The sequence below is a fragment of the Streptomyces sp. NPDC057694 genome (assembly GCF_042799415.1).
Classification (GTDB): domain Bacteria; phylum Actinomycetota; class Actinomycetes; order Streptomycetales; family Streptomycetaceae; genus Streptomyces.
This window is the reverse complement of sequence record NZ_JBHVIX010000001.1, coordinates 138,285-156,159: the sequence shown is the minus strand read 5'-3', so window position 1 is coordinate 156,159 and position 17,875 is coordinate 138,285. Positions and strand designations below refer to the sequence as shown.

General features: G+C 69.1%; 20 protein-coding genes. 7 read left to right on the top strand and 13 right to left on the bottom strand.

What is annotated here, in order from left to right:
- The first annotated feature begins 76 nt into the window (after window positions 1-76).
- Window positions 77-1,654 (top strand): hypothetical protein, encoded by a 1,578-nt coding sequence (locus tag ACFVDP_RS00790; protein WP_383481052.1) that lies wholly within the window; start codon window positions 77-79, stop codon window positions 1,652-1,654.
- Window positions 1,655-1,909: 255 nt separating this feature from the next.
- Complete coding sequence (locus ACFVDP_RS00785; RefSeq protein ID WP_383484230.1) at window positions 1,910-2,770, top strand: alpha/beta fold hydrolase; 861 nt, start codon at window positions 1,910-1,912, stop codon at window positions 2,768-2,770.
- 114 nt (window positions 2,771-2,884) lie between these two features.
- Here the strand turns inward: ACFVDP_RS00785 and ACFVDP_RS00780 are convergent, their stop codons facing one another.
- From ACFVDP_RS00780 to ACFVDP_RS00765, 4 genes are all read right to left on the bottom strand, one after another.
- Window positions 2,885-3,328, bottom strand: a complete 444-nt coding sequence (locus ACFVDP_RS00780) for a hypothetical protein (protein ID WP_383481049.1) — start codon at window positions 3,326-3,328, stop codon at window positions 2,885-2,887.
- Between the two features lie 196 nt (window positions 3,329-3,524).
- Complete coding sequence (locus ACFVDP_RS00775; RefSeq protein ID WP_383481046.1) at window positions 3,525-4,100, bottom strand: class F sortase; 576 nt, start codon at window positions 4,098-4,100, stop codon at window positions 3,525-3,527.
- A 147-nt stretch (window positions 4,101-4,247) separates the two neighbouring features.
- On the bottom strand, window positions 4,248-4,694 hold the full coding sequence (locus tag ACFVDP_RS00770; RefSeq protein WP_383481043.1) for a hypothetical protein: 447 nt from the start codon (window positions 4,692-4,694) through the stop codon (window positions 4,248-4,250).
- Between the two features lie 275 nt (window positions 4,695-4,969).
- Window positions 4,970-5,605, bottom strand: a complete 636-nt coding sequence (locus ACFVDP_RS00765; protein WP_383481040.1) for a TetR/AcrR family transcriptional regulator — start codon at window positions 5,603-5,605, stop codon at window positions 4,970-4,972.
- Window positions 5,606-5,787: 182 nt separating this feature from the next.
- On the opposite strand from ACFVDP_RS00765, the gene ACFVDP_RS00760 reads away from it, so the two are divergent.
- Window positions 5,788-6,783 carry an aldo/keto reductase gene (locus ACFVDP_RS00760; protein WP_383481038.1) on the top strand — a complete coding sequence of 332 codons (996 nt, stop codon included), beginning with the start codon at window positions 5,788-5,790 and terminating at the stop codon, window positions 6,781-6,783.
- Between the two features lie 104 nt (window positions 6,784-6,887).
- Here the strand turns inward: ACFVDP_RS00760 and ACFVDP_RS00755 are convergent, their stop codons facing one another.
- Together ACFVDP_RS00755 and ACFVDP_RS00750 are read right to left on the bottom strand one after the other, a co-directional pair.
- Complete coding sequence (locus ACFVDP_RS00755; RefSeq protein ID WP_383481035.1) at window positions 6,888-7,607, bottom strand: heparin lyase I family protein; 720 nt, start codon at window positions 7,605-7,607, stop codon at window positions 6,888-6,890.
- Window positions 7,608-7,773: 166 nt separating this feature from the next.
- Complete coding sequence (locus tag ACFVDP_RS00750) at window positions 7,774-8,676, bottom strand: DUF3626 domain-containing protein (protein ID WP_383481032.1); 903 nt, start codon at window positions 8,674-8,676, stop codon at window positions 7,774-7,776.
- Between the two features lie 127 nt (window positions 8,677-8,803).
- On the opposite strand from ACFVDP_RS00750, the gene ACFVDP_RS00745 reads away from it, so the two are divergent.
- A complete protein-coding gene (locus ACFVDP_RS00745; RefSeq protein WP_383484227.1) occupies window positions 8,804-9,901 on the top strand; it encodes a barstar family protein in 1,098 nt (365 codons plus the stop codon).
- Between the two features lie 155 nt (window positions 9,902-10,056).
- On the opposite strand, the gene ACFVDP_RS00740 is transcribed toward ACFVDP_RS00745, so the two are convergent.
- Entirely contained in the window at window positions 10,057-11,523 is a 1,467-nt protein-coding gene (locus ACFVDP_RS00740) for an FG-GAP-like repeat-containing protein (RefSeq protein ID WP_383481029.1), read from the bottom strand.
- A 306-nt stretch (window positions 11,524-11,829) separates the two neighbouring features.
- On the opposite strand from ACFVDP_RS00740, the gene ACFVDP_RS00735 reads away from it, so the two are divergent.
- Window positions 11,830-12,531: a class I SAM-dependent methyltransferase gene (locus tag ACFVDP_RS00735; RefSeq protein WP_383481026.1), complete on the top strand. Its 702-nt coding sequence runs from the start codon at window positions 11,830-11,832 to the stop codon at window positions 12,529-12,531.
- A gap of 113 nt (window positions 12,532-12,644) precedes the next feature.
- On the opposite strand, the gene ACFVDP_RS00730 is transcribed toward ACFVDP_RS00735, so the two are convergent.
- The 3 genes from ACFVDP_RS00730 to ACFVDP_RS00720 all read right to left on the bottom strand — a co-directional run bounded on the left by ACFVDP_RS00730 (window position 12,645) and on the right by ACFVDP_RS00720 (window position 14,366).
- Window positions 12,645-12,914, bottom strand: a complete 270-nt coding sequence (locus ACFVDP_RS00730; RefSeq protein ID WP_383481023.1) for a DUF3253 domain-containing protein — start codon at window positions 12,912-12,914, stop codon at window positions 12,645-12,647.
- Between the two features lie 194 nt (window positions 12,915-13,108).
- The gene (locus tag ACFVDP_RS00725) at window positions 13,109-13,375 is read right to left on the bottom strand and encodes a GlsB/YeaQ/YmgE family stress response membrane protein (protein ID WP_383481020.1); all 267 of its coding nucleotides are present in this window, start codon (window positions 13,373-13,375) and stop codon (window positions 13,109-13,111) included.
- Between the two features lie 181 nt (window positions 13,376-13,556).
- Window positions 13,557-14,366 carry an SDR family NAD(P)-dependent oxidoreductase gene (locus tag ACFVDP_RS00720; protein ID WP_383481017.1) on the bottom strand — a complete coding sequence of 270 codons (810 nt, stop codon included), beginning with the start codon at window positions 14,364-14,366 and terminating at the stop codon, window positions 13,557-13,559.
- Between the two features lie 86 nt (window positions 14,367-14,452).
- Here ACFVDP_RS00720 and ACFVDP_RS00715 point away from each other — a divergent pair, with 86 nt between their 5' ends.
- Both ACFVDP_RS00715 and ACFVDP_RS00710 read left to right on the top strand, forming a co-directional pair.
- A complete protein-coding gene (locus tag ACFVDP_RS00715) occupies window positions 14,453-15,310 on the top strand; it encodes a helix-turn-helix transcriptional regulator (protein ID WP_383481014.1) in 858 nt (285 codons plus the stop codon).
- Window positions 15,311-15,404: 94 nt separating this feature from the next.
- The gene (locus ACFVDP_RS00710; protein ID WP_383481011.1) at window positions 15,405-15,932 is read left to right on the top strand and encodes a levansucrase; all 528 of its coding nucleotides are present in this window, start codon (window positions 15,405-15,407) and stop codon (window positions 15,930-15,932) included.
- A 21-nt stretch (window positions 15,933-15,953) separates the two neighbouring features.
- Here ACFVDP_RS00710 and ACFVDP_RS00705 read toward each other — a convergent pair whose 3' ends face one another.
- From ACFVDP_RS00705 to ACFVDP_RS00695, 3 genes are read right to left on the bottom strand one after another with little or no spacing between them, the layout of a single operon-like run.
- Complete coding sequence (locus tag ACFVDP_RS00705) at window positions 15,954-16,379, bottom strand: hypothetical protein (RefSeq protein ID WP_383481008.1); 426 nt, start codon at window positions 16,377-16,379, stop codon at window positions 15,954-15,956.
- Entirely contained in the window at window positions 16,376-17,125 is a 750-nt protein-coding gene (locus ACFVDP_RS00700; protein ID WP_383481005.1) for a class I SAM-dependent methyltransferase, read from the bottom strand. Before ACFVDP_RS00700 ends, ACFVDP_RS00705 begins: the two co-directional genes overlap by 4 nt.
- Window positions 17,122-17,871: a DUF2071 domain-containing protein gene (locus tag ACFVDP_RS00695; protein WP_383481002.1), complete on the bottom strand. Its 750-nt coding sequence runs from the start codon at window positions 17,869-17,871 to the stop codon at window positions 17,122-17,124. The genes ACFVDP_RS00700 and ACFVDP_RS00695 overlap by 4 nt, the downstream gene beginning before the upstream one ends.
- Between the last annotated feature and the right edge of the window lie 4 nt (window positions 17,872-17,875).

The following is a 17,875-nucleotide window of genomic DNA, read 5'->3' as shown; positions in this document are numbered from 1 at the left end:
GCTGCGCTGGGCGGATAAGGTCATGGACCGAGTCTTCACGAGGCCGGTCGACATCTCGGGGGTACAAGGCATGCCTATGCCTGAGCAGATCTGGGCGGACGCCGATCTCCCCACCCGTCGGCTCGCCGGGCTGGCTCTCAACCCGTCCGTGCCGGAGAGCATCCTCCTTCGGCTGCTCTCCGAGGCTCCGCTTGCCGCACGGATGGTGCTGTGCCGGGATCGGATCCTGCCAGACGCTGTCATCGACGCGGTGATCAAACACCCCGACACCTATACGCGCAGCTTCTTCGCCCGCAACCCTCATGTCGATCCGGACCAGCGAGTACGACTGGTGGACGACCCTGAGTGGTTCGTCCGCGCCCACCTGGCCGAGGGACCCCGTGTGGCCATCTTTGCCCGGCCCAGACCCCTGCCCGACGAGGCCGTCGTCCACATGATCAACACGTACGACGACGAGATCCTTGGCGGTCGCTTCTATCAGCAGATCTCCTCGAGGCTGCGCCGATCGATGCCCACCCATCCGGTTGCGAAGGTCCGCCGCTGGGGTGTCGGCGAGTGGGCATCACTACCCGATGACTTGCGGGCCGCTCTTCTCACAGACCCCGACGGCGAGGTCCGGGAGACGGCGCAGCGGCAGGCGCGCTTTCAGGATCCGGCGTGGGTGGAGAGTGTGCTCCCTGACCGACCGTGCCACGGCCGCACCGACTTGCTCGTCCACCGCTCCCTCACCAGAGCTGTGGTGGAGCGCGTCCTCGCCAGGCCCGCCGGGAAGGGGGACAAGGCGATGATCGCCGTCAACCCCACCCTTCCTCCCGACATCGTGGTCCTCCTGGCCGCCGATCCGGACTCGGAGGTACGGGTCCGGATCGCGAGACGAGTGGACCTCGGGCCCGCCGAGTGCCGCGCACTCGTCGCCGATCCGGACCCGGACGTGCGCACCCAGGTTGCGTACCGCGAGGACTTGGGACCGACCGAGTGCCGCACGCTCATGACCGACCCCCACCCAGACGTCCGGCTGGCCGTGTCCCTCCACCCCGCACTGAGCGAGGAGGAACGGGCCCGGATCGACTACCAGGTCCCCATGGACCATCCCTTCGACTTCCGCCCTGCGCCCGAGGTGCCCGAGGATCCCGAGATCGTCCGCCGGAACGCACTCTCCAACCACCCACTGCTGCGTCGGCAGGCAGCCAGGGATCATCTGCTGCCACCGGATCTCGTCGCACGCCTGGCTGCCGACGACGATCTGGGCGTACGTGTCCTGCTGGCCCAGAACCATCCAGACGCGCCCGCGCCACTTCTGCTGCGCAGCTTCATCGAGTACACAGGCCCCGAGCGCAGCCACCTCATCACCCGGCCGAACTTCCCGACCGACGGACTGGCCGCCTTCGCCGATCACGAGGACCCTGAGGTCCGAGCCTTGGCCGCACGCGATGCCGAAACAGAGCCGACTGTCGTGGATCGACTCACCCAGGACCCGGAACATGCCGTGAGGGCTGCGGCGACCCGGCACCCGAACCTTCCTCATTCCCGGCTGGAAGTACTCCTCGACGACGAAGAGTTGGCCCGCGATGCGGCTGCGAACCCAGCGCTGGACTTGGACACGATCCGTCGACTGTTGAAGACGGACAGCCGACGGGTATGGCCTTCCGCGTAGGGGAAGGTCCGGGTTGGCTCCAGCGCTCCGCGAGGAACGAGTTGTGGAACACCGGAGCAACGAGTCGTCGCTCCGACGGCGTTCCGAAACTGCATGCCGCTCATGAACAGGGACGATCGCAGGCGCTGCCCGCGTGAAAGTGTCGATCGTCCATGGCAGGCAACGCCACAAGGAAGGTCAAAGCTCAAGCTGAGTTTGCTCTTTAACCTTTGGCGGAGCGTCGGTGACACCGGTAGGTTCTCCGCGGTGACCTTGATGGAGACGCAGGGCCTCACGTCGATGACCGACGAGGCGCAGCTATGTTGGAGGGCGCTGGGGGACACGACTCGGCCGCCCGCTGTGATCCTGCTCCATGGCGGTCCGGGGCTGCCGGACTATCTCGGCGATGTCGCCTCCATGCTTGCGGACCTCGTGCCCGTGTACCGGTACGACCAGCGTGGCACAGGCCTATCCCCGTGGCGGGGCCGCCATTCCTTCGCCCGGCATGTCGACGATCTCGCCGAGCTGCTCGACGCATGGGACGTGCCCGAGGCCGTGCTGATCGGGCACTCCTACGGCACTGACCTGGCGAGCCGGTTCTGTCTGACGCATCCTGACCGGGTTGCCGCGATGCTGTTGATGTGCGGGCCGTTCGTCGGTGATTGGCGTTCCGGGGACCGAGCGGAGCGCCGCCGCCGTATGTCCGCAGCGCAGCAGGAGCGGCTCCACGCCTTGGATGAGTTGCCGCACCGCACGGAGGAGCAGGAAGTCGAGCTGCTCACACTGGCCTGGTTCACCGACCATGCCGATCCCGCACGGGGGTGGCACTGGGCCGCGCAGGGTGCCCGGCGGCGTCGCCCCGTCAACTGGTCCATGAACAGCGAGCTCGGCAAGGAAGGGCGTGCGGACCCGCTCGATGAGCATCTTGCCGAGCTGCGCGCATGCCTGCCCGCGCGGGCGGAGCTCCTCGGTGGAGCCGGCGACCCCCGTCCTGTGTCGGCCCTTGAAGCACTCGCGTTCAGGCTTGATATTCCGCTGACCCGGATCGAAGACGCCGGGCACGAGCCGTGGTTGGAGCAGCCCGACACCGTGCGTGCGCACCTTCGGCGCTTCGTGCAGGGCACGGTGGGCTCATAGGGCTTCGATTTAGCTTCACGCCTACGGCCCGGATCCGGGCTCACCCCGCCCAGAAGGACGGGGCTTGCGCCCTTCATCCCCGGTCGATCGAGGCGCTTGGAACGAACCCCTTCGTCAGCGGGACGGGAAGGGCATCAAAGCGAGATCCCACTGGTCAGCTGCGTGGAGCAGCGCGGCTGTATCCATTTGCACCTTCACGGAGTACTGGTAGATGTCAGCCCCGTCGTCCCCTTGCTGCCAAGGAGGTGCTGCCTCCAAGGACAGGTGGATGCGAATCACTGCGGTCCCGTTCTCGCTGCGACCGGCGAGGCTGAAAGCCAGGAGCGGTTCGATGAAGCATGTGTCCGGGGACAACTCGCCTTCGATATCAGGGTCGGTCACAGCCACCGTTCCCGCGGCCACCGCGCGCAGCCACGACGTCACCTCGCGGGCTTCATCGGTCAGCAGACATGGATCGGTGAAGGACCAGTTGCCCTCGGGAGTGGTCACCGTGCAATCGATGACCAGCCAGTTGTCGTCGTACGAGTCGCCCTGAACTGCAGCGAACTGATAACGCATCGGGTGTAGTTGAACACTGCTTACACGATCACTCAAAAGCACTGCGCAAGGATGCCACGCACAAGCTCGTTGGACTGAACGACTTGAGGGCTGACCATCCGGCTCGCCGCCTACGACGGCGAGACAACAAACAGCCGCGCCGGCTGGAGCATCGTCAAGATGGTGCGCGGGTGGGCCGCAACCATCAGGACGCTGGCTAGGACGCGAGGTGGGCGCTGACGACGACGTTTCCCTTGTACTGCTGGTGCCGGCGGTCGAAGCCGCCACCGCAGGTGATCAGCCGTAGTTCCGGGTGGCCGGTGTCGGCGTAGACCTTGTCGTCGGGGAAGGCGTCGGCATCGTAGACGTCGATCGCGTCGATCGTGAAGCGGGCCGTGCTTGCGTCGTCACGGTCGACCATGACACTCATGCCGACACCGAGAGCTCCCAGGTTGTAGAAGACGGCGCGTCCGGTGGGGACGTCGACATGTCCGGCGATGATGGCGGTGCCCCGGGTTCCGGGGGAGGGGCCGTCGGCCCACCAGCCAGCCAGGTTCGCGTCCGTTTCCGGTGGCGCTGCCAGGCGTCCGTCGTCCAGAAGGGCGAGGCCGGTGAGCGGAGCGCTCACGCCGATGGACGGGATCCTCACGCGCAGCGGGCGGGCGGCGGGCAAGGGCTGGGCTGCCGACTGCGTCCGGTCAGTGGAGCGTACGGCGGAGGGCGCGGGCTGAGGCGGCCCTCCTTCGGTGACCGTGAACGCGAAAGCGATCAGGGCTACTGAAGCCAGGAGCATCCCCCTGGCCAGGCGTCCTACCCGTATGGAGGCACTGCTGTCGGTCGAAGCGGACACCGGACGCTCTCCCAGGGGGCGTGGCCGTGAGGATCGTGCGCGCCGCCCGGGCATGACCAGCTCCGAGGCGGCGCATACGTGGGGGATCGGTCAGTGCTGGCGGCTGGACCGATTGCGGCGGCGCACTGCGAAACCGGCGGCAGCGGCGACGGCGAGCCCGCCGGCGACGGCCAGAGCGGGGATGCCGGCGGGGCTGGTGGAGCCGGTGCCGGTGTGCATGGCACCCGTCGGCTTGTGGGTGGAGGGCGACGTGGGGTTCATCACCGTGTCGCCACACACGCGCTGTGCTTCGGAGGCGGCCGAGTCGGCCTTCTGCTTGAGCTGGTCGACGTTGTCCTGCTCGGCCTGGCCCGGGTGGCCGCCGGCGTCGATCTGCTTCTGGTAGTCGGCGAGCGCGGCCTTGTAGGCCGACTCGGCTTCGGTGGCGGCCGCGGTGGCCGGGTCGCACTGGGTGTCGGATGCCGAGGCCAGCGGTGCGGCGACGAACAGGGCGGTGCTGGCGAGGACCGTGCCGGTGGCTATCTTCAGCGAACGCATCAGCGCATTTCTCCCAGGGGAGCCGGTCCGCGACAGTCGATGTGCCGCTGGGAAGATCCGCTCCATGCACCGACTCAAGAACGGGACCGGTCAACGCGCACAAGCCACCAGGGACAGTCGCCTCGTGACGAGCGGAATCCTTGCCGCAGTCGTGCAGCTCAGCGGCGTGCACGTACTGCGCATGGGTGAACGCCGCCCCGTTGCTCCGAACAGGCAACCAGCAGCCCGGCGCCACGTCGCGCGCGGGACGACCTCCCGGGCAGCCGGTTCCGGTGTCAGAGGTGGACGGGATCGCGGTCCGGGCGCGGGCCGGAGCCTGCCAGTACGGCGACAGCGTCTCGGGCCTTGCCCTCCAGGTCGGCCGTGGAATAGCGGTGTTGGGAGAACGCGCCGTCGCGCTGCATCGCGGAGTAGCCGTGGGCGACGGCCAGCGTGTCCTCCAGCAGTACCAGCGCGCGGCGGTAGCCGTCCTGGGGGCTGACCTGCGCCGCCAGCTCCATGAGGGTGTCCATGAGGGGGCGGGTGTGGGTGTGCAGGTCGGCATGGGCGGGGTCGTCGAAGCCGGGCTGGAGGATCAGGTCCAGCCCGATCCCTTCCTCCAGGCGCAGCCGGGTGTACACACCGGCGGCCGTCGCGAGGCGGGCGACCGGGTCGGGACCCACCTCCTCAACCGCGACCTCGATCTGCTCGCGCAGCCTGTCCGCGGCCTCGGCGGCCACCGCGGCCAGGAGGGCCTGCCGGTCGGCGAAGTGGCGGTAGGGGGCGCCGGAACTGACGCCGGCGCGCTTGGCGAGCGCCGACACCGAGAACTGTGCGACGCCGTGCTCGGACAGGAGTTCCCGAGCGGCTGTCAGAAGCGCGGCCCGCAGATCACCGTGGTGGTAGCCGCGCCCGGTCGTTGGCTTGCTCACGACGTCCCCTGTGCGTTTGACGAACATGTAATGGGTCTCTTACTTTCGTATGTAAGAACCCTCTGACATCTCTGACCTCAATGTACGTTCTCGCGTTCCGTCCCGCGGTGCCGGGGGACGGAACGCGAGGTTCGGCACCGCGGTACGGACGTACGCATGTACGCAGAAAGGCGTCGCACCGAATGAAGCTCCACACGCGCACTCTTCGGGATCTGCAGGTCTCGCCCCTGGGCCTCGGCTGCATGGGCATGTCCGCCTTCTACGGGTCCGCCGACGAGACCGAGAGCATCAAGACCATTCAGCGCGCCCTTGAACTGGGCGTCAACTTCCTGGACACCGCCCAGATCTACGGCCCTCTCACGAACGAGTCGCTGGTCGGCCGCGCGGTGAAGGGCAACCGCGACCAGTACGTGATCGCCACGAAGTTCAATCTCCGCATGGACGACGCCGTCCCGGGCGACCCGAGCACCGTCGGCCGGCAGGACGGCTCGCCTGAGCATGTCCGCGGCTCGGTCGAGGGGTCCCTCACTCGTCTCGGCACCGACTACATCGATCTCTACTACCAGCACCGCGTCGACCCCCTGGTGCCCATCGAGGAGACCGTCGGGGCCCTGGCCGAGCTGGTCGCCCAGGGCAAGGTCCGGCACATCGGCCTGAGCGAGGCGAGCGCGGAGACCATCCGCCGGGCCCACGCCGTGCACCCGATCACGGCGGTGCAGACGGAGTACTCGCTGTGGAGCCGGGACCCCGAGGCTGAGATCCTGCCCACGTGCCGCGAACTGGGCATCGGCTTCGTGCCGTACTCCCCGCTGGGCCGCGGCTTCCTCGCGGGCAGGTTCTCCTCACCCGAGGAACTCGACAAGGACGACTTCCGCCGCACCGGTCCGCGCTTCACCGGCGACAACCTCCAGGCCAACCTCCGTCTCGCCGAGAAGGTGAGGGAGATCGCCTCCGAGAAGGACGTCACACCCGCGCAGCTCGCCATCGCGTGGGTGCTGGCGCAGGGCGAGGACCTGGTCCCGATCCCGGGCACCAAGCGCCGCACCTACCTCGAACAGAACGTCGGCGCGCTCGATGTCGAGCTCACCGCGGACGACCTCGCCCGCATCGACGCCGAGCTTCCCGAGGCCGCCGGAGAGCGTTACGACGAGCGAGGCATGTCCGCCGTGAACAAGTAGGCCCCTCGTACGCGAGGCAGCTCCGGGGACGGCCCTCTTCGGTCTCCCGGAGCAGCCTCGCGGATCTGTCGTCGGAGCCTGCCGAGGCAAGCGCCGGCGGGGGTTCAGGAGACGTCGGCCCGCGACGTGCCCATCTTCAGCCGCGCCACCCAGTTGATGGAGGCCGTGCTGGTGTCGGTGCCGAAGTAGGTTCCCCAGCGCGGCTTGTTGCCCAGGTCGTCCCAGGTGCGGGCGCCCGTGCGCGAGGCGAACTCGGAGCCGTCCTTGTACACGGACAGGGTGCCCTGGCCCGCGGAATCCGTGGTGATGCCCAGTTGGACCGAGTGCCACTCGCCCGCCGTCCACGGTGTGCTGCCGATGGAGATCCAGGTTTCCCCGGGCGCGACGTACCAGGCTTTGAGCTGATCGTCCTCGACCTTCATCAGGACCGGGTAGTTCTGGGCGTTCTGATCGTTTGTGCCGTTCGACTTCCACTGGAACACCGTCTGGGCGTTGCCGGTCTTCGTCATCGAGTCCCAGCCGAACCAGTAGGTGCTGTCGTCCTTGAAGGCGTACTCGCCGGCCGAGGTGTGCACGCTGTGCCCCTCGCAACGTGCCGTGCCGATCGGCTTGTTGAACTTGAAGAAGGTGCCGTGGCCGTCGTTCCAGTTGCCCGTCGTGACACTGCCGGGGCTGTCGCACAGCGTCGTCACGAAGACGCCGGTGCCCTGGGACGCGTCGGCGTCCCAGATGACGGAGGCCTGAGCGGGCGAGGCGCAGAACGCGACAGCGCAACCAGCGCTCGCCGCGACGGTGATCCACGCGCGCAGAGTTGTACGGAACATGCGGTCACCTCTCAGTGTGCGGTGCAAGGTCCGAAGCCGTTGTACTCACTACGCGCAACACGCTCAACAACAGTGACCAAAATGATCGTTACGATCGATCGTGCGATCCTCAACTCGCCCATGGCCAAGACCTTGCGGCGGTTTTGCGGGGGACCGGCGGTTTCACTCAGCGAAGGCCATCGAGTGCGCGCTCCTCCACCGGTACGGAACTCACCGCGCCGTCGGCGTTCTTCCGGGCCGCCCCGAAACGCGCCAGGTAGTGCCACACCTTCTTGACCGCCTGGGAGTCATAGCGGCCGGCACGTGCGGCATCTCCGACGATGCGCGGGTCGAGTACGCCGCCGACCGCGATCTCCGCGCCCAAGTCGACGTGCTCCTGGCCACGGTAGCCAGGGTGAAGGCGCAGCTCCTCCACCTGGAGCCGGAAACCTGAATGCCACTCCACAGGGCAGCCGAGACGCCGGGCCGCGGCCTCAACAGCCGTATCGCGGTAGCTGGGATCCAGGACCAGCGCCTCCACATGGCAGTTCGTCCGCACCGGCCCGTGCACCTGCGCCTCGATGTAGTCGTCAAGGTCGTCCCGACGATCGGCGAGGGCGAGCGTGATGAGCCCCATGCGGGCCGCCACACCGAAATCCGCAGGTTCAGTGGAGCTGTCGGGGTAGCAGAACGTGGTCCGTGTGAGCGTCTCGGCCGTCAGCCGGAAGTGGGCGGACCCGAACCGCGGTGTCGCGCCGACCGGCTTGCGACGGAAGTTCAACGCCCCGTAGACGGGCCGCTCATGAGCGGGCTCATCGTCGTATGCCCCATTGAAGATCCGGCTCTCCCAGCGCCACCGGTCACCGCCCGGATACGCGGTCAGTCCACCGTTGCTGGTCCCGGTGACGAACTGCGAGCGGTATACGCCGTCTTCGGCCAGGGCGTCCAGCACGGGTCTGCCGTGCAGCAGGCGGTCCGGATGGAAGTTGAGAGTCACCCGCAGAGCCGAGTCCACCGAAGGGCCCGACGACAGTTCCGCGACATGCCGAAGTGCCTGTTCCTGCGCTGTCCGAGAGGCTGCGGAGTTCATCCGCACAGTGTTCCCGAAGCTGATCGCTCGGCGCACACGCATTGTCTGCCGCCGGCTCGCACCGAGCGTGATCGTCAATCGAGCCGATCTCGAAAAACGGCCTGGTCGTCGGATACGTGGCCGGGGCATGATGTCCGCCGTGCATGAGGACGAGGTGGCGCGCGGGAGCGCTCTGTACACGCTGACCGAGACGGAGCACGGTCACGTCTGGGGCGTCTGCGCCGAGGTGGAGGGCCTGTTCGGAGAGTCCGAGCGTGGCACGTACGAGCTGTTCGGCTGGGTTTCGCAAGGGGCCGGAATGCCTGCATGGGCTGGACGCAGGGTGTGGCTGGTGCCGGGTGACGAGCCACTCGACGTCTGGCTGCTGGAGGACGCGGAGAGGTTGGAACAGCGTCCCGGAACGGACAGCCTGGTACTCACCGGCCTGGACGACTACGAAGGTCCGCCCGAGGGATACAGAGGCCGCGTCCGCGTGCACGACGGACGTCGCTGGCTGGGCTCCTGCCGGGAGTTCACCCGGATATTGTCGGCAGAGCGGACGCCTCCACCATTGGTACTGCGGGGTCTCGCGCCGAGTGATCGGTTGAGGGCGGCACTGGCGAAGGGCACCCGGCGGGCGCTCGATCTGGAAGAAGCCTGCTTGGAGATCCGGGACCGGCACCGTGAACGTCTTACGGATCTGGTCTTGTGGACCACGATCAAGGCTTGGTCCCCCTCCTCTCGTGGGGGAGACCTGATCGACCTCGAGCTCGACGCACGTGGCTTCACACCCGTTCCCGAGTACGCCCAGCCCCTGTGGGAGCGATGGCTCACCGGACCACCGGAGACCGCGAATACCTGGGCCGGCCTCGACACCCGCCGCCGCGGGGCCTGGCACGACCTCGTTCGCGAACGAGGGTGCCGACTGTCCCACCATGACCGGCCGGCCGCTCACGCCTACGAACTCGACGGCCGGTACATCACCGACGAACCGGCGCTCTACCTGGCACTCGGCGAAGCGGTCAACGGTCCGGGTGGCTACTTCGGCGGCTGCCTCGCCGCCCTCGACGACTGCCTCCGCGGCACCTTCGGCTACACCGCTCCCGCCACCCTGATCTGGCGGGACGCGGAGACCGCGCGCGAGCACCTGTCCCGGACTCTGACACCGGAAGGTGAGCCGTACGACCTGTTCACCGAAGTCCTCGAAGCCCTGACTGCGGGCGGTATGACCGTCACCCTGGCATGAGTCGCCGTCAGACCGGCAACGCCTACGACGCCTCGCTCCCGGCGCGGCAGTGGCGGAACCGCCTGCCGTGCCGAGGGCGCCGAGGACGGTGGCGGCGCACAGGCGCGAACGGGGGAGGGGTGGACACCCGGAGGACCTGCGCCGGGCACTGGTACCTACTCGCCGAGCACCTCGCCGTACTTCGTGCCCGTGGACAGGGCCAGCCCGAACGGCGTCAGGGAGCGCCCGAGGGGATAGGCGGTCTGCGTGCTCTGCGCGTACCAGACGCCGCCCGAGCGGGCCTCGCCCGCGTTCTCGGTGGGGGCGCTCGCGGCGACGTCATCCAGTTGGTCAGGGTTGTACCTGCCGGTCGTCACCTGCGCGCCGAACTGGTCGCCGGTCTCCGCGGTGCCGGGCATGTCCGGGGTGTTCTGGTTGCGGGCGACACCACCGGACGGGCCGGTGGCGCTGCCGCGCAGGACGACGTATGCGCCCGCGTCCTTGACGGTGCCGATGTCCTCACCCGGTACGCCGACGACGAGCTCCGGGAGGTCGTCGCCGTTCACATCGCCCGCGGCGACCGAGAAGCCGAACCAGTCGCCGGCCTCGGAGGCCCCGGCCACGCCGGGACTGTCCTGGGTGAAGCAGTCGTGCGAGGCCCCGAAGGACTCTCCCCCGCCGTACACCACGGCGACCGCGCCGCCGGACCGCTCGTCCGTGCAGAGACCTGCGTCCTCGACCTCGGGGTTCGGCTGGTCGTAGCCGATGGCCAGGTCGTCCTTGCCGTCCCGGTCGAAGTCGGCGGCGGCCAGCGACTGGCCGTAGTCCGAACTGTTCCAGTACCGGGCGGGCTCGCCCGCGGCGTTCCAGCGCAGGATGAAGGTGCCCGCGCCCTCCATCTCCTTGTACGTCACCGCGAGGTCGTCCTTGCCGTCCCCGTCGAAGTCGCCGGTCGCGAGATCGCGGGTGCGACCGCCCATGCTGTACTGCGCGATGACCTCGGTCGTGGTGGGCGATCCGGGGGTGAGCGGGCCGGGTCGCAGCCGTAGCGAGCCGCTCTCCTCGTCGGCCGCGCCGAGCGCGAGGTCCTGGTCGCCGTCGTGGTCGTAGTCGCCCACCGAGATGCGGCTGCCGAGTTGCGTGAACTCGCCCTCGCCCCGGGCGGCGGTGAAGCCGATGCTGTCGTGGTTGCCGAAGCCCGACGGGGAGCCGTACAGCACGGTGACGCTGCCTTCGTGGCCGCGGCCCGAGTCCGTGAGGGCCTCGCCGCTCGCGCCGATGACGAGGTCGGAGATGCCGTCGCCGTTGAGATCGCCGGAGGCCACCGCGGAACCGAAGCGGTCCCCGGCCTCCGGAGTGCCGGGCACGGCGCGGTAGGACTGGCTGATGACGCCGGTGGAGCTGCTCGGACCGAGCCCGTTCACGCCGCCCCAGACCACATTGACGTATCCGGCGTTCGCCTTGCCGTTCACCGTCGCCGACGGCACGCCCACCGCGAGGTCGGTGAGCCCGTCCCCGTTGAAGTCGGCGTGCAGCGGGGTCGCGGCGGCCGCGGCGGCTGAGGTTCCGGCGAGGGGCAGGGTCAGCCCGGCAGCGGTGACGGCAACAACAGCCGCCGTAGCGCTCAAAGTTCGTACACGCACGGTGGTTCTCCCGAAATCGCGACTGTGGGGAAGCGTCCCGGGCTGTGTGACGTGTGAGGCGTACGAAGGGTTGTGCGAGAGCGGCGAGCAAGTGAACGGAGCTCAAGGCGGGCGGAGTTCGGTCCTCGAAGCCCCGGTTGGAAGCGCTGCCCCGGTCCGGTGTTGATTCCGGCCCGCGGCACGATCCGCGGGAAACCGAACTTGCCGGACCGGCAAGTTTATGTGCGTTGCGGCGTGGATCCGAGCAGGATCGACAGGGCACCCCGCGGGAAAGCCCAGGTGGGCGACGCGGCACTGTACGGCAGCATGAACAACGGGAGGCATCCGGTGTCCGGACACCACGAGCACGGCGGAAACGGCGAGCACGAACAGCACGACGAGCAGGCGGCCGCCGCGATGTTCGAACCGGCCGGCTGGAACGAGCGGTACGCGGGCCAGGAGCGCTTCTGGAGCGGCGAGCCCAACCCGCAACTGGTCACTGCCGCCGGCGAGCTCACCCCCGGCACCGCGCTCGACGTCGGCTGCGGCGAGGGCGGCGACGTCGTCTGGCTGGCCGGGCAGGGCTGGCGCGTGACCGGCGCCGACTTCTCGGCCGAGGGACTCGCGCGCGCCGCCCGGCACACCGAGCAGGCCGGCCTGGCCGAGCGCGTCGACTGGTGGCAGGTCGACGCCCGTACGTTCGACGCGGGGGAGCGGGCGTACGACCTGGTCACCAGCCACTACCTGCACGCCCCCGACGGCGGCATGGTCGAGGTGACCCGCCGCCTCGCCGACGCCGTGGCCCCCGGCGGTCTGCTGCTGGTCGTCGGCCATGCGCCGTCCCACGAGTTCACGCAGCTCTCCGAGAGCCACCGCAAGGCGATGTTCCTGGCCGCGGAGCTTCTGCCCGGCCTGCCGGTCGACTTCGAGCCGGTCGTCGTGGAGCAGCGCACCCGTACGCTCCAGCGGGACAGCGGTCCGGTGGAGGCCGAGGACTCGGTCCTGCTGGCCCGGCGCGCGCAGCGCTGATCACAGGGCTGACCGCAGGGCTCACCGCAGAGTAGCCACGGCTGCGTTCCGCGGCCCGGACGGAACCGGGCTCAGCCCGCTTCTCGGCCGTCCGGTCGGAGCGCGGCCGCGTTCTACTGAGGACGGCGGATACGGACAGGTCCGCGGGCGTCGTCGGGATCGACGGTGTGTCCACGCTGGGCGATCTCGACCTCTCCGGCCGCGGCCAGCCTGGCTGCGGCCCGACGTGCCGAGTCCATGAGGTCGCGCCAACCCTCGTCGTCGCCGTCGTACACCGCGCGGGCCGCGTCGGACGGACAGATGGAGCGCCCGACGCGCTGGTCCAGCAGACTCAGGATGGCCTGCTCCAGGCGACGCTGCGTCGGTTTCGAAGCGTCTGTCACGCTTCCAGGGTTACACCGACAGAGGTGACCGCGCGCTGCGTGAGGTTACTCGGGCGGGGCGGGGCGGGTCGCGACGGCACGGCGAACGGCACCGGCCTCAGGTGTGCCCCGATGCCGATGCCGATGCCGATGCCGATGCCGTTCAGTTCTGCGGTGCGTGTCCGCCGTGCGTGCGGGAAATTCCTTGTTGCCCGTCAGCGTGACCGCTGGCCTGTCGCCAAGCGGTACACCACGAGCACGATCACCGAACCGACGATCGCCGCGATCCACGTCGACAGGTGGAAGAAGCCGTTGAGGGAGTGCACCCCGAAAATCACCTTGCCCAGCCAGCCGCCGAGCAGACCGCCCACGATGCCGATGAGCATGGTGACGAGACAGCCGCCGGGGTCCTTGCCGGGCATGAGCGCTTTGGCGATGGCGCCCGCGATGAGTCCGATGAGAATCCAGGCGATGATGCCCACGGTGCTTCCTTTGCTGTCGAGGATCCGGCGGTACGACCACCCCGGCTGAGTGCCGGGCGGCTCTCACCGATGGTCGGGTAAGTCCAACTATCCGTTCGCGGACCTCTTACACAGGACCAAAGTCCCGTCCTTCGCACCGGCACCGAGCCGTCACGTTCCGCTGGCGGGGCAGCCGCTGGACTCAAGCCCCGGCGCCGCCGTCGACGGGGACGATCGCACCGGTGACCATGGAAGCGCGATCGCTGAGAAGCCAGGCCGCCGCCTCGGCGACCTCGCGGGGCTCGGCCATGCGGCCGAGCGGGATGGACGCCGTGATGTGTTCGACGACTCCGGGCGTCGCGGCTTCCCAGGCTTGGATCATCTCGGTGTCGGTGCCGCCTGGAGTGATGCCGTTGACCCGGATCCGGGCGGGAGCCCAGTTGACGGCCGCCGTCTCGGTGAGGCTGTTGAGCGCGCGCTTCATGGCTCCGTACGCGGGCAGGGCCGGATTGGCCCGGCGGCTTCCGATGCTGGAGGTGTTGACGATGGCCCCGCCGCCGTTCTGGCGCATGAGCGTGGCCTCCGCGTTCATGGCGATCCAGTGGGCGCGGAAGTTGACGGTGTACTGCTCGTCGATGTCCGCATCGGTCGTGCTGTCCACCGGGCCGGGCTGCCGCTGTCCGACCGCGCCGTTGTTGAGGGCGCCGTCGAGCCGGCCGTGCAGTTCCCCGACGCGGTCGACGGCCGCGTGGATGCTCGAACGGTCGGCCAGGTCGAGAGTGACGGCGTCCGCGACGCCTCCGTCCGCGCGAATCTCGGTGACGATGCGGTCGAGAGCGTCCTTGCTGCGAGCGGCGAGAACGACCTGCGCGCCCTCTCGGGCGAAGAGCCGGGCCGCGGCAGCGCCGATGCCGCGGCTGGCACCGGTGATGAAGACGACCTTGCCGTTCAGGAGACCGATGGGAGCGGGGACGGAGACGCTGTGGTTGCTCGTGTCGTAGTTGTTGCTCATGCCGAAAAGTGTTCGTCGGCTCCCGCAGCGGATACAGGCACAAGCCGTACCAGGATCCAGCCTGCGCGGACGGGCACACTCGACGTATGGACAAGCACGAGCTGGGAGCCTTTCTGCGGACCCGTCGGGAACGGCTGCGGCCCGAGGACGTCGGTATGCCCTCGGGCCCTCGGCGCCGTACACCGGGCCTGCGCCGGGAAGAGGTGGCGGTCCTCGCGCACATCTCCACGGAGTACTACGTCCGCCTGGAGCAGGGCCGGGCAGCCTCACGCCCCTCCGGGGAGGTACTCGCCGGGATCGCGAGTGCCTTGCTGCTCACGGAGGCCGAGTCCGACCACCTGCATGTCCTCGCGGGTACGGCGCCCAGCGACAACAGGCTGCACCGGCGTGATGTCCGCCCGAGCATCCTCGCCCTGCTCGAACGTCTTCCGCAGACGGCGGGTTTTGTCACGTCGGCCACGTTCGAGGTACTTGCGTGGAACGACCTCGCCGCCGCCCTCCTGGAGGACTTCGCGGAGCTGACTCCCCGGGACCGCAACCTCGCTCGCCGCGCCTTTCTCGCAAAGCCCTCCAACAGCACGCCGATGTACGGCGTCAGCGATCCCACAGAGTTCCGCCACCACGCCGTCATGAGTCTGCGCGCCGCACTTGCCCGCTATCCCGCCGATCCTGAAGTCACCGGACTCATCGACGAACTCCGCGAAGGAAGCGCTGAGTTCGACGGGCTGTGGGAGAGACACGACGTGTTGACGTCTCCCACGCTGACGAAGACGTTCCACCACCCGGTGGTCGGCAGGATCACGGTCGACTGCGACGCGCTCGCGCTCACTGAACGCGACCAGCATCTGGTGCTCTACAGCGCCCCACACGGGTCCCCGAGCGCCGAAGCGATTGCTCTGCTCGGTGTCTTGGGAACGTCGGCGGCTGAATACCGGAGCCTGTGAACAGGAGGGCTCAGCCTTGTGTACGACCCTGGGCGGTGTCGAGGAATTCTCCGAAGAATCGTGGACGTGCCGCGCCGACTTCTAGGATCCGTGCATGACAACATATGGCGGCATGTTCGCGCCGGACGCGTACTTCGACTCTCTGGAAGGCCGTTTGGTCTCGGACGGCTGTGTCACGCAGCGCCAGGACTGGTCCGGAACGTGTGTCCTGGTGGGGCGGCGTTCGGACGTCCGTATGCGTTGGGTCGCGACGAGGCTGGACCTGTTCACCATCGCGGCGGTGGTGCCGGAGATCACCGCCGCGGGCCTCTCCGCGTTCACGGAAGAGTCCTTGCGGTATGCCAAGGCCGCCAAGGGAGGCAGACCGCTGGGCATGCAGGCCGGTATCGGCGCTTTCCCCGTTCTGATCAGTGACAAGGTCGATCCCGCAGCGGCAGAGTGGGCCAGGGCCCGACAGCGCGTCGCGTTCGCCTGCATGGCCCGCCCTGTCGTGGTCGATCTCTCGTGCCGGAGCGTCTCCACGTACCGGGGCAAGCCCGGTCTTGGCCGCCTCTACGCGTCGTATTTCATCCAGAAGAGCACTCAGTACTTCGACCTCGCCGCTTCCGGCAGCCCTCACTGATTCGCGCCCCATACGGCGCGGTCATCCCAGCGTCCGCGCCGCCGCCACCACGAACACTCCCGTCACCCACGTCCACAGCACCGCCAACGCCGCATGGCCCGCGGTGCGCAGGCGATGGCCGCGCCACAGGCGCGGGGAGAAGTAGGCGAACTCCATGATCCAGCGCAGGCCCCAGAACAGGGTCTGGGCGCAGAGCAGGAACGTCGGCAGGGGAGCGCCGGTGAGCAGGTCCGGGGCGAAGGCCAGGGGGAGGACGCCGAGCAGGGTGCAGGTCAGGCCGATGAAGAACAGGTGTGCGTAGGAGACCTGACGGGTCAGCAGACTGCTGGCGCGCAGATCGCCGGGCCAGTCGAGTACGCGGGGCAGTACGGCGTGCACCAGTCCCATGACGATCAGGGCGAGCCCGACCAGGCGCAATTGGACGGTGAGGGTGAGGAGTTGGGTCATGGCCGTTCCTTCGTGAAGGCGAACGCCGTGACCAGGTGGGCGACGCGACGCTCGGCCTGGTGCCGCAGTCCGGCGTGAGCGGCGAGCCGGAGCCATTCCTTGCGAGGCAGGAAGTGCCAGGCGCCGGGTCCGAAGGCGGCCGTGTTCGGTACGTTCCTGAGGTGTTCGGCCACGAGGAGCGTGCCCCCGGGCCGCAGCAGGCGGGCGCATTCCGCGAAGAGGTGTTCCCGGTCCCGGGCACGGCGCAGTTCGTGCGCGGCGAAGACCAGGAGGACGGCGTCCGCGTCGGCGGAAGGGGCCGGCAGTGCGCCGGGGCGGCCGGGTACGGCGTGTGCGGGTGGCGGGACGCGGCGCCGTGCGCGGCGGATGGAGCCCTCGTCCGTCAGGGCCGGGTCGTACAGGTCGATGGCGGTGCGCCGCGCGGTGGGCCAGCGCGCGGCGAGCGGAGCGCTCACCTCGTCGAGGCCGGTGCTCACCACGACGTAGGCGGACGGGCCGGCGGGCAGCAGTGCCGCCAGCCAGTCGTAGCCGTACAGCTCGGAGCGGTCGTAGACGTACCAGCTTGCCGCGGTGGCGGTGCCGAGGAGGGTGAGGGCCAGAGCGGATCCGGTACGGGCGAGGCGGCGCAGGGGGCCGGGCAGGCGAGGGGCGACGGTGGCCGCGGCGACGGCGGTGGCCAGTCCGGCCGCGTACTGCGGCCAGTTGTAGGCGACGACGTCGCGGACGCCGGAGTGCCGGGCCGTCATCTCGCGGCGCCGTTCTCGCCGCGCAGTACGCCGCGCTCCCAGCCGTAGTCGACCCCGGCGACGTGGAAGGCGTTGGCAAGCACGGGCCGGGTGCCGGCCAGCGGGCCGTGGTCGAAGAAGGTCAGCCGGTCCACGTCGACGCGGACCGGCCGCGGATCCCACTCAGTACGGAACGCCTTGATGACGATCACGGAGCGGGTTTGCGGTTCCCACTCGAAGGTGTAGGGCAGCGGTCCGGCGAAGCGGCGGGCGGCGTGCTCGTCCACGAACGGACTCCGCGGCGGCAGGGGCGCAGGACCGCCGCGCAGGTCGGCACGGACCGTGAGGTCGGCGTGCCCGTCCGCGCTGTCGACCCGGAACTCCAGGGTGCCGTCCTCGACTGCTGAACCGATGCGTGCCAGGCGGTAGTTGTACCGGGTGAGCAGGTTGCCGCCGAACCGCATCAAGCGGGTGTCGGTGTCGCTGCGCAAGATGCGCAGGCCGCGCATCGTCCGCCCGCCGGGGGTCGGGAAGCGGGTGAAGACGCGGTAGCCGGTCAGGAGGAAGTCGAGGCCGAACCGGGCGGGCAGAGCGGCCGGTCGCAGGGCGCGGGTGTCGACGAGGGCGGCGGCCACGAAGCCGTACACCGGTACCTGTGCCCCCGCGCGATAGGTGTCGAGTTCCAGGGCGGGCGGCACGAGTGGACGCAGCACCTCGGCGGGCAGGGCGTACGTCAGGACGAGTGAGTGCGCGAAATGCGTACGCATCGCT

Bases quoted from the DNA above. Each gene is read 5' to 3' on its own strand.
- ACFVDP_RS00790 (WP_383481052.1), top strand. From the start codon at position 77: ATGCCTGAGCAGATCTGGGCGGACGCCGATCTCCCCACCCGTCGGCTC.
- ACFVDP_RS00785 (WP_383484230.1), top strand. From the start codon at position 1,910: ATGGAGACGCAGGGCCTCACGTCGATGACCGACGAGGCGCAGCTATGT.
- ACFVDP_RS00780 (WP_383481049.1), bottom strand. From the start codon at position 3,328: ATGCGTTATCAGTTCGCTGCAGTTCAGGGCGACTCGTACGACGACAAC.
- ACFVDP_RS00775 (WP_383481046.1), bottom strand. From the start codon at position 4,100: ATGCTCCTGGCTTCAGTAGCCCTGATCGCTTTCGCGTTCACGGTCACC.
- ACFVDP_RS00770 (WP_383481043.1), bottom strand. From the start codon at position 4,694: ATGCGTTCGCTGAAGATAGCCACCGGCACGGTCCTCGCCAGCACCGCC.
- ACFVDP_RS00760 (WP_383481038.1), top strand. From the start codon at position 5,788: ATGAAGCTCCACACGCGCACTCTTCGGGATCTGCAGGTCTCGCCCCTG.
- ACFVDP_RS00755 (WP_383481035.1), bottom strand. From the start codon at position 7,607: ATGTTCCGTACAACTCTGCGCGCGTGGATCACCGTCGCGGCGAGCGCT.
- ACFVDP_RS00750 (WP_383481032.1), bottom strand. From the start codon at position 8,676: ATGAACTCCGCAGCCTCTCGGACAGCGCAGGAACAGGCACTTCGGCAT.
- ACFVDP_RS00745 (WP_383484227.1), top strand. From the start codon at position 8,804: ATGATGTCCGCCGTGCATGAGGACGAGGTGGCGCGCGGGAGCGCTCTG.
- ACFVDP_RS00735 (WP_383481026.1), top strand. From the start codon at position 11,830: ATGAACAACGGGAGGCATCCGGTGTCCGGACACCACGAGCACGGCGGA.
- ACFVDP_RS00720 (WP_383481017.1), bottom strand. From the start codon at position 14,366: ATGAGCAACAACTACGACACGAGCAACCACAGCGTCTCCGTCCCCGCT.
- ACFVDP_RS00715 (WP_383481014.1), top strand. From the start codon at position 14,453: ATGGACAAGCACGAGCTGGGAGCCTTTCTGCGGACCCGTCGGGAACGG.
- ACFVDP_RS00710 (WP_383481011.1), top strand. From the start codon at position 15,405: ATGACAACATATGGCGGCATGTTCGCGCCGGACGCGTACTTCGACTCT.
- ACFVDP_RS00705 (WP_383481008.1), bottom strand. From the start codon at position 16,379: ATGACCCAACTCCTCACCCTCACCGTCCAATTGCGCCTGGTCGGGCTC.
- ACFVDP_RS00700 (WP_383481005.1), bottom strand. From the start codon at position 17,125: ATGACGGCCCGGCACTCCGGCGTCCGCGACGTCGTCGCCTACAACTGG.
- ACFVDP_RS00695 (WP_383481002.1), bottom strand. From the start codon at position 17,871: ATGCGTACGCATTTCGCGCACTCACTCGTCCTGACGTACGCCCTGCCC.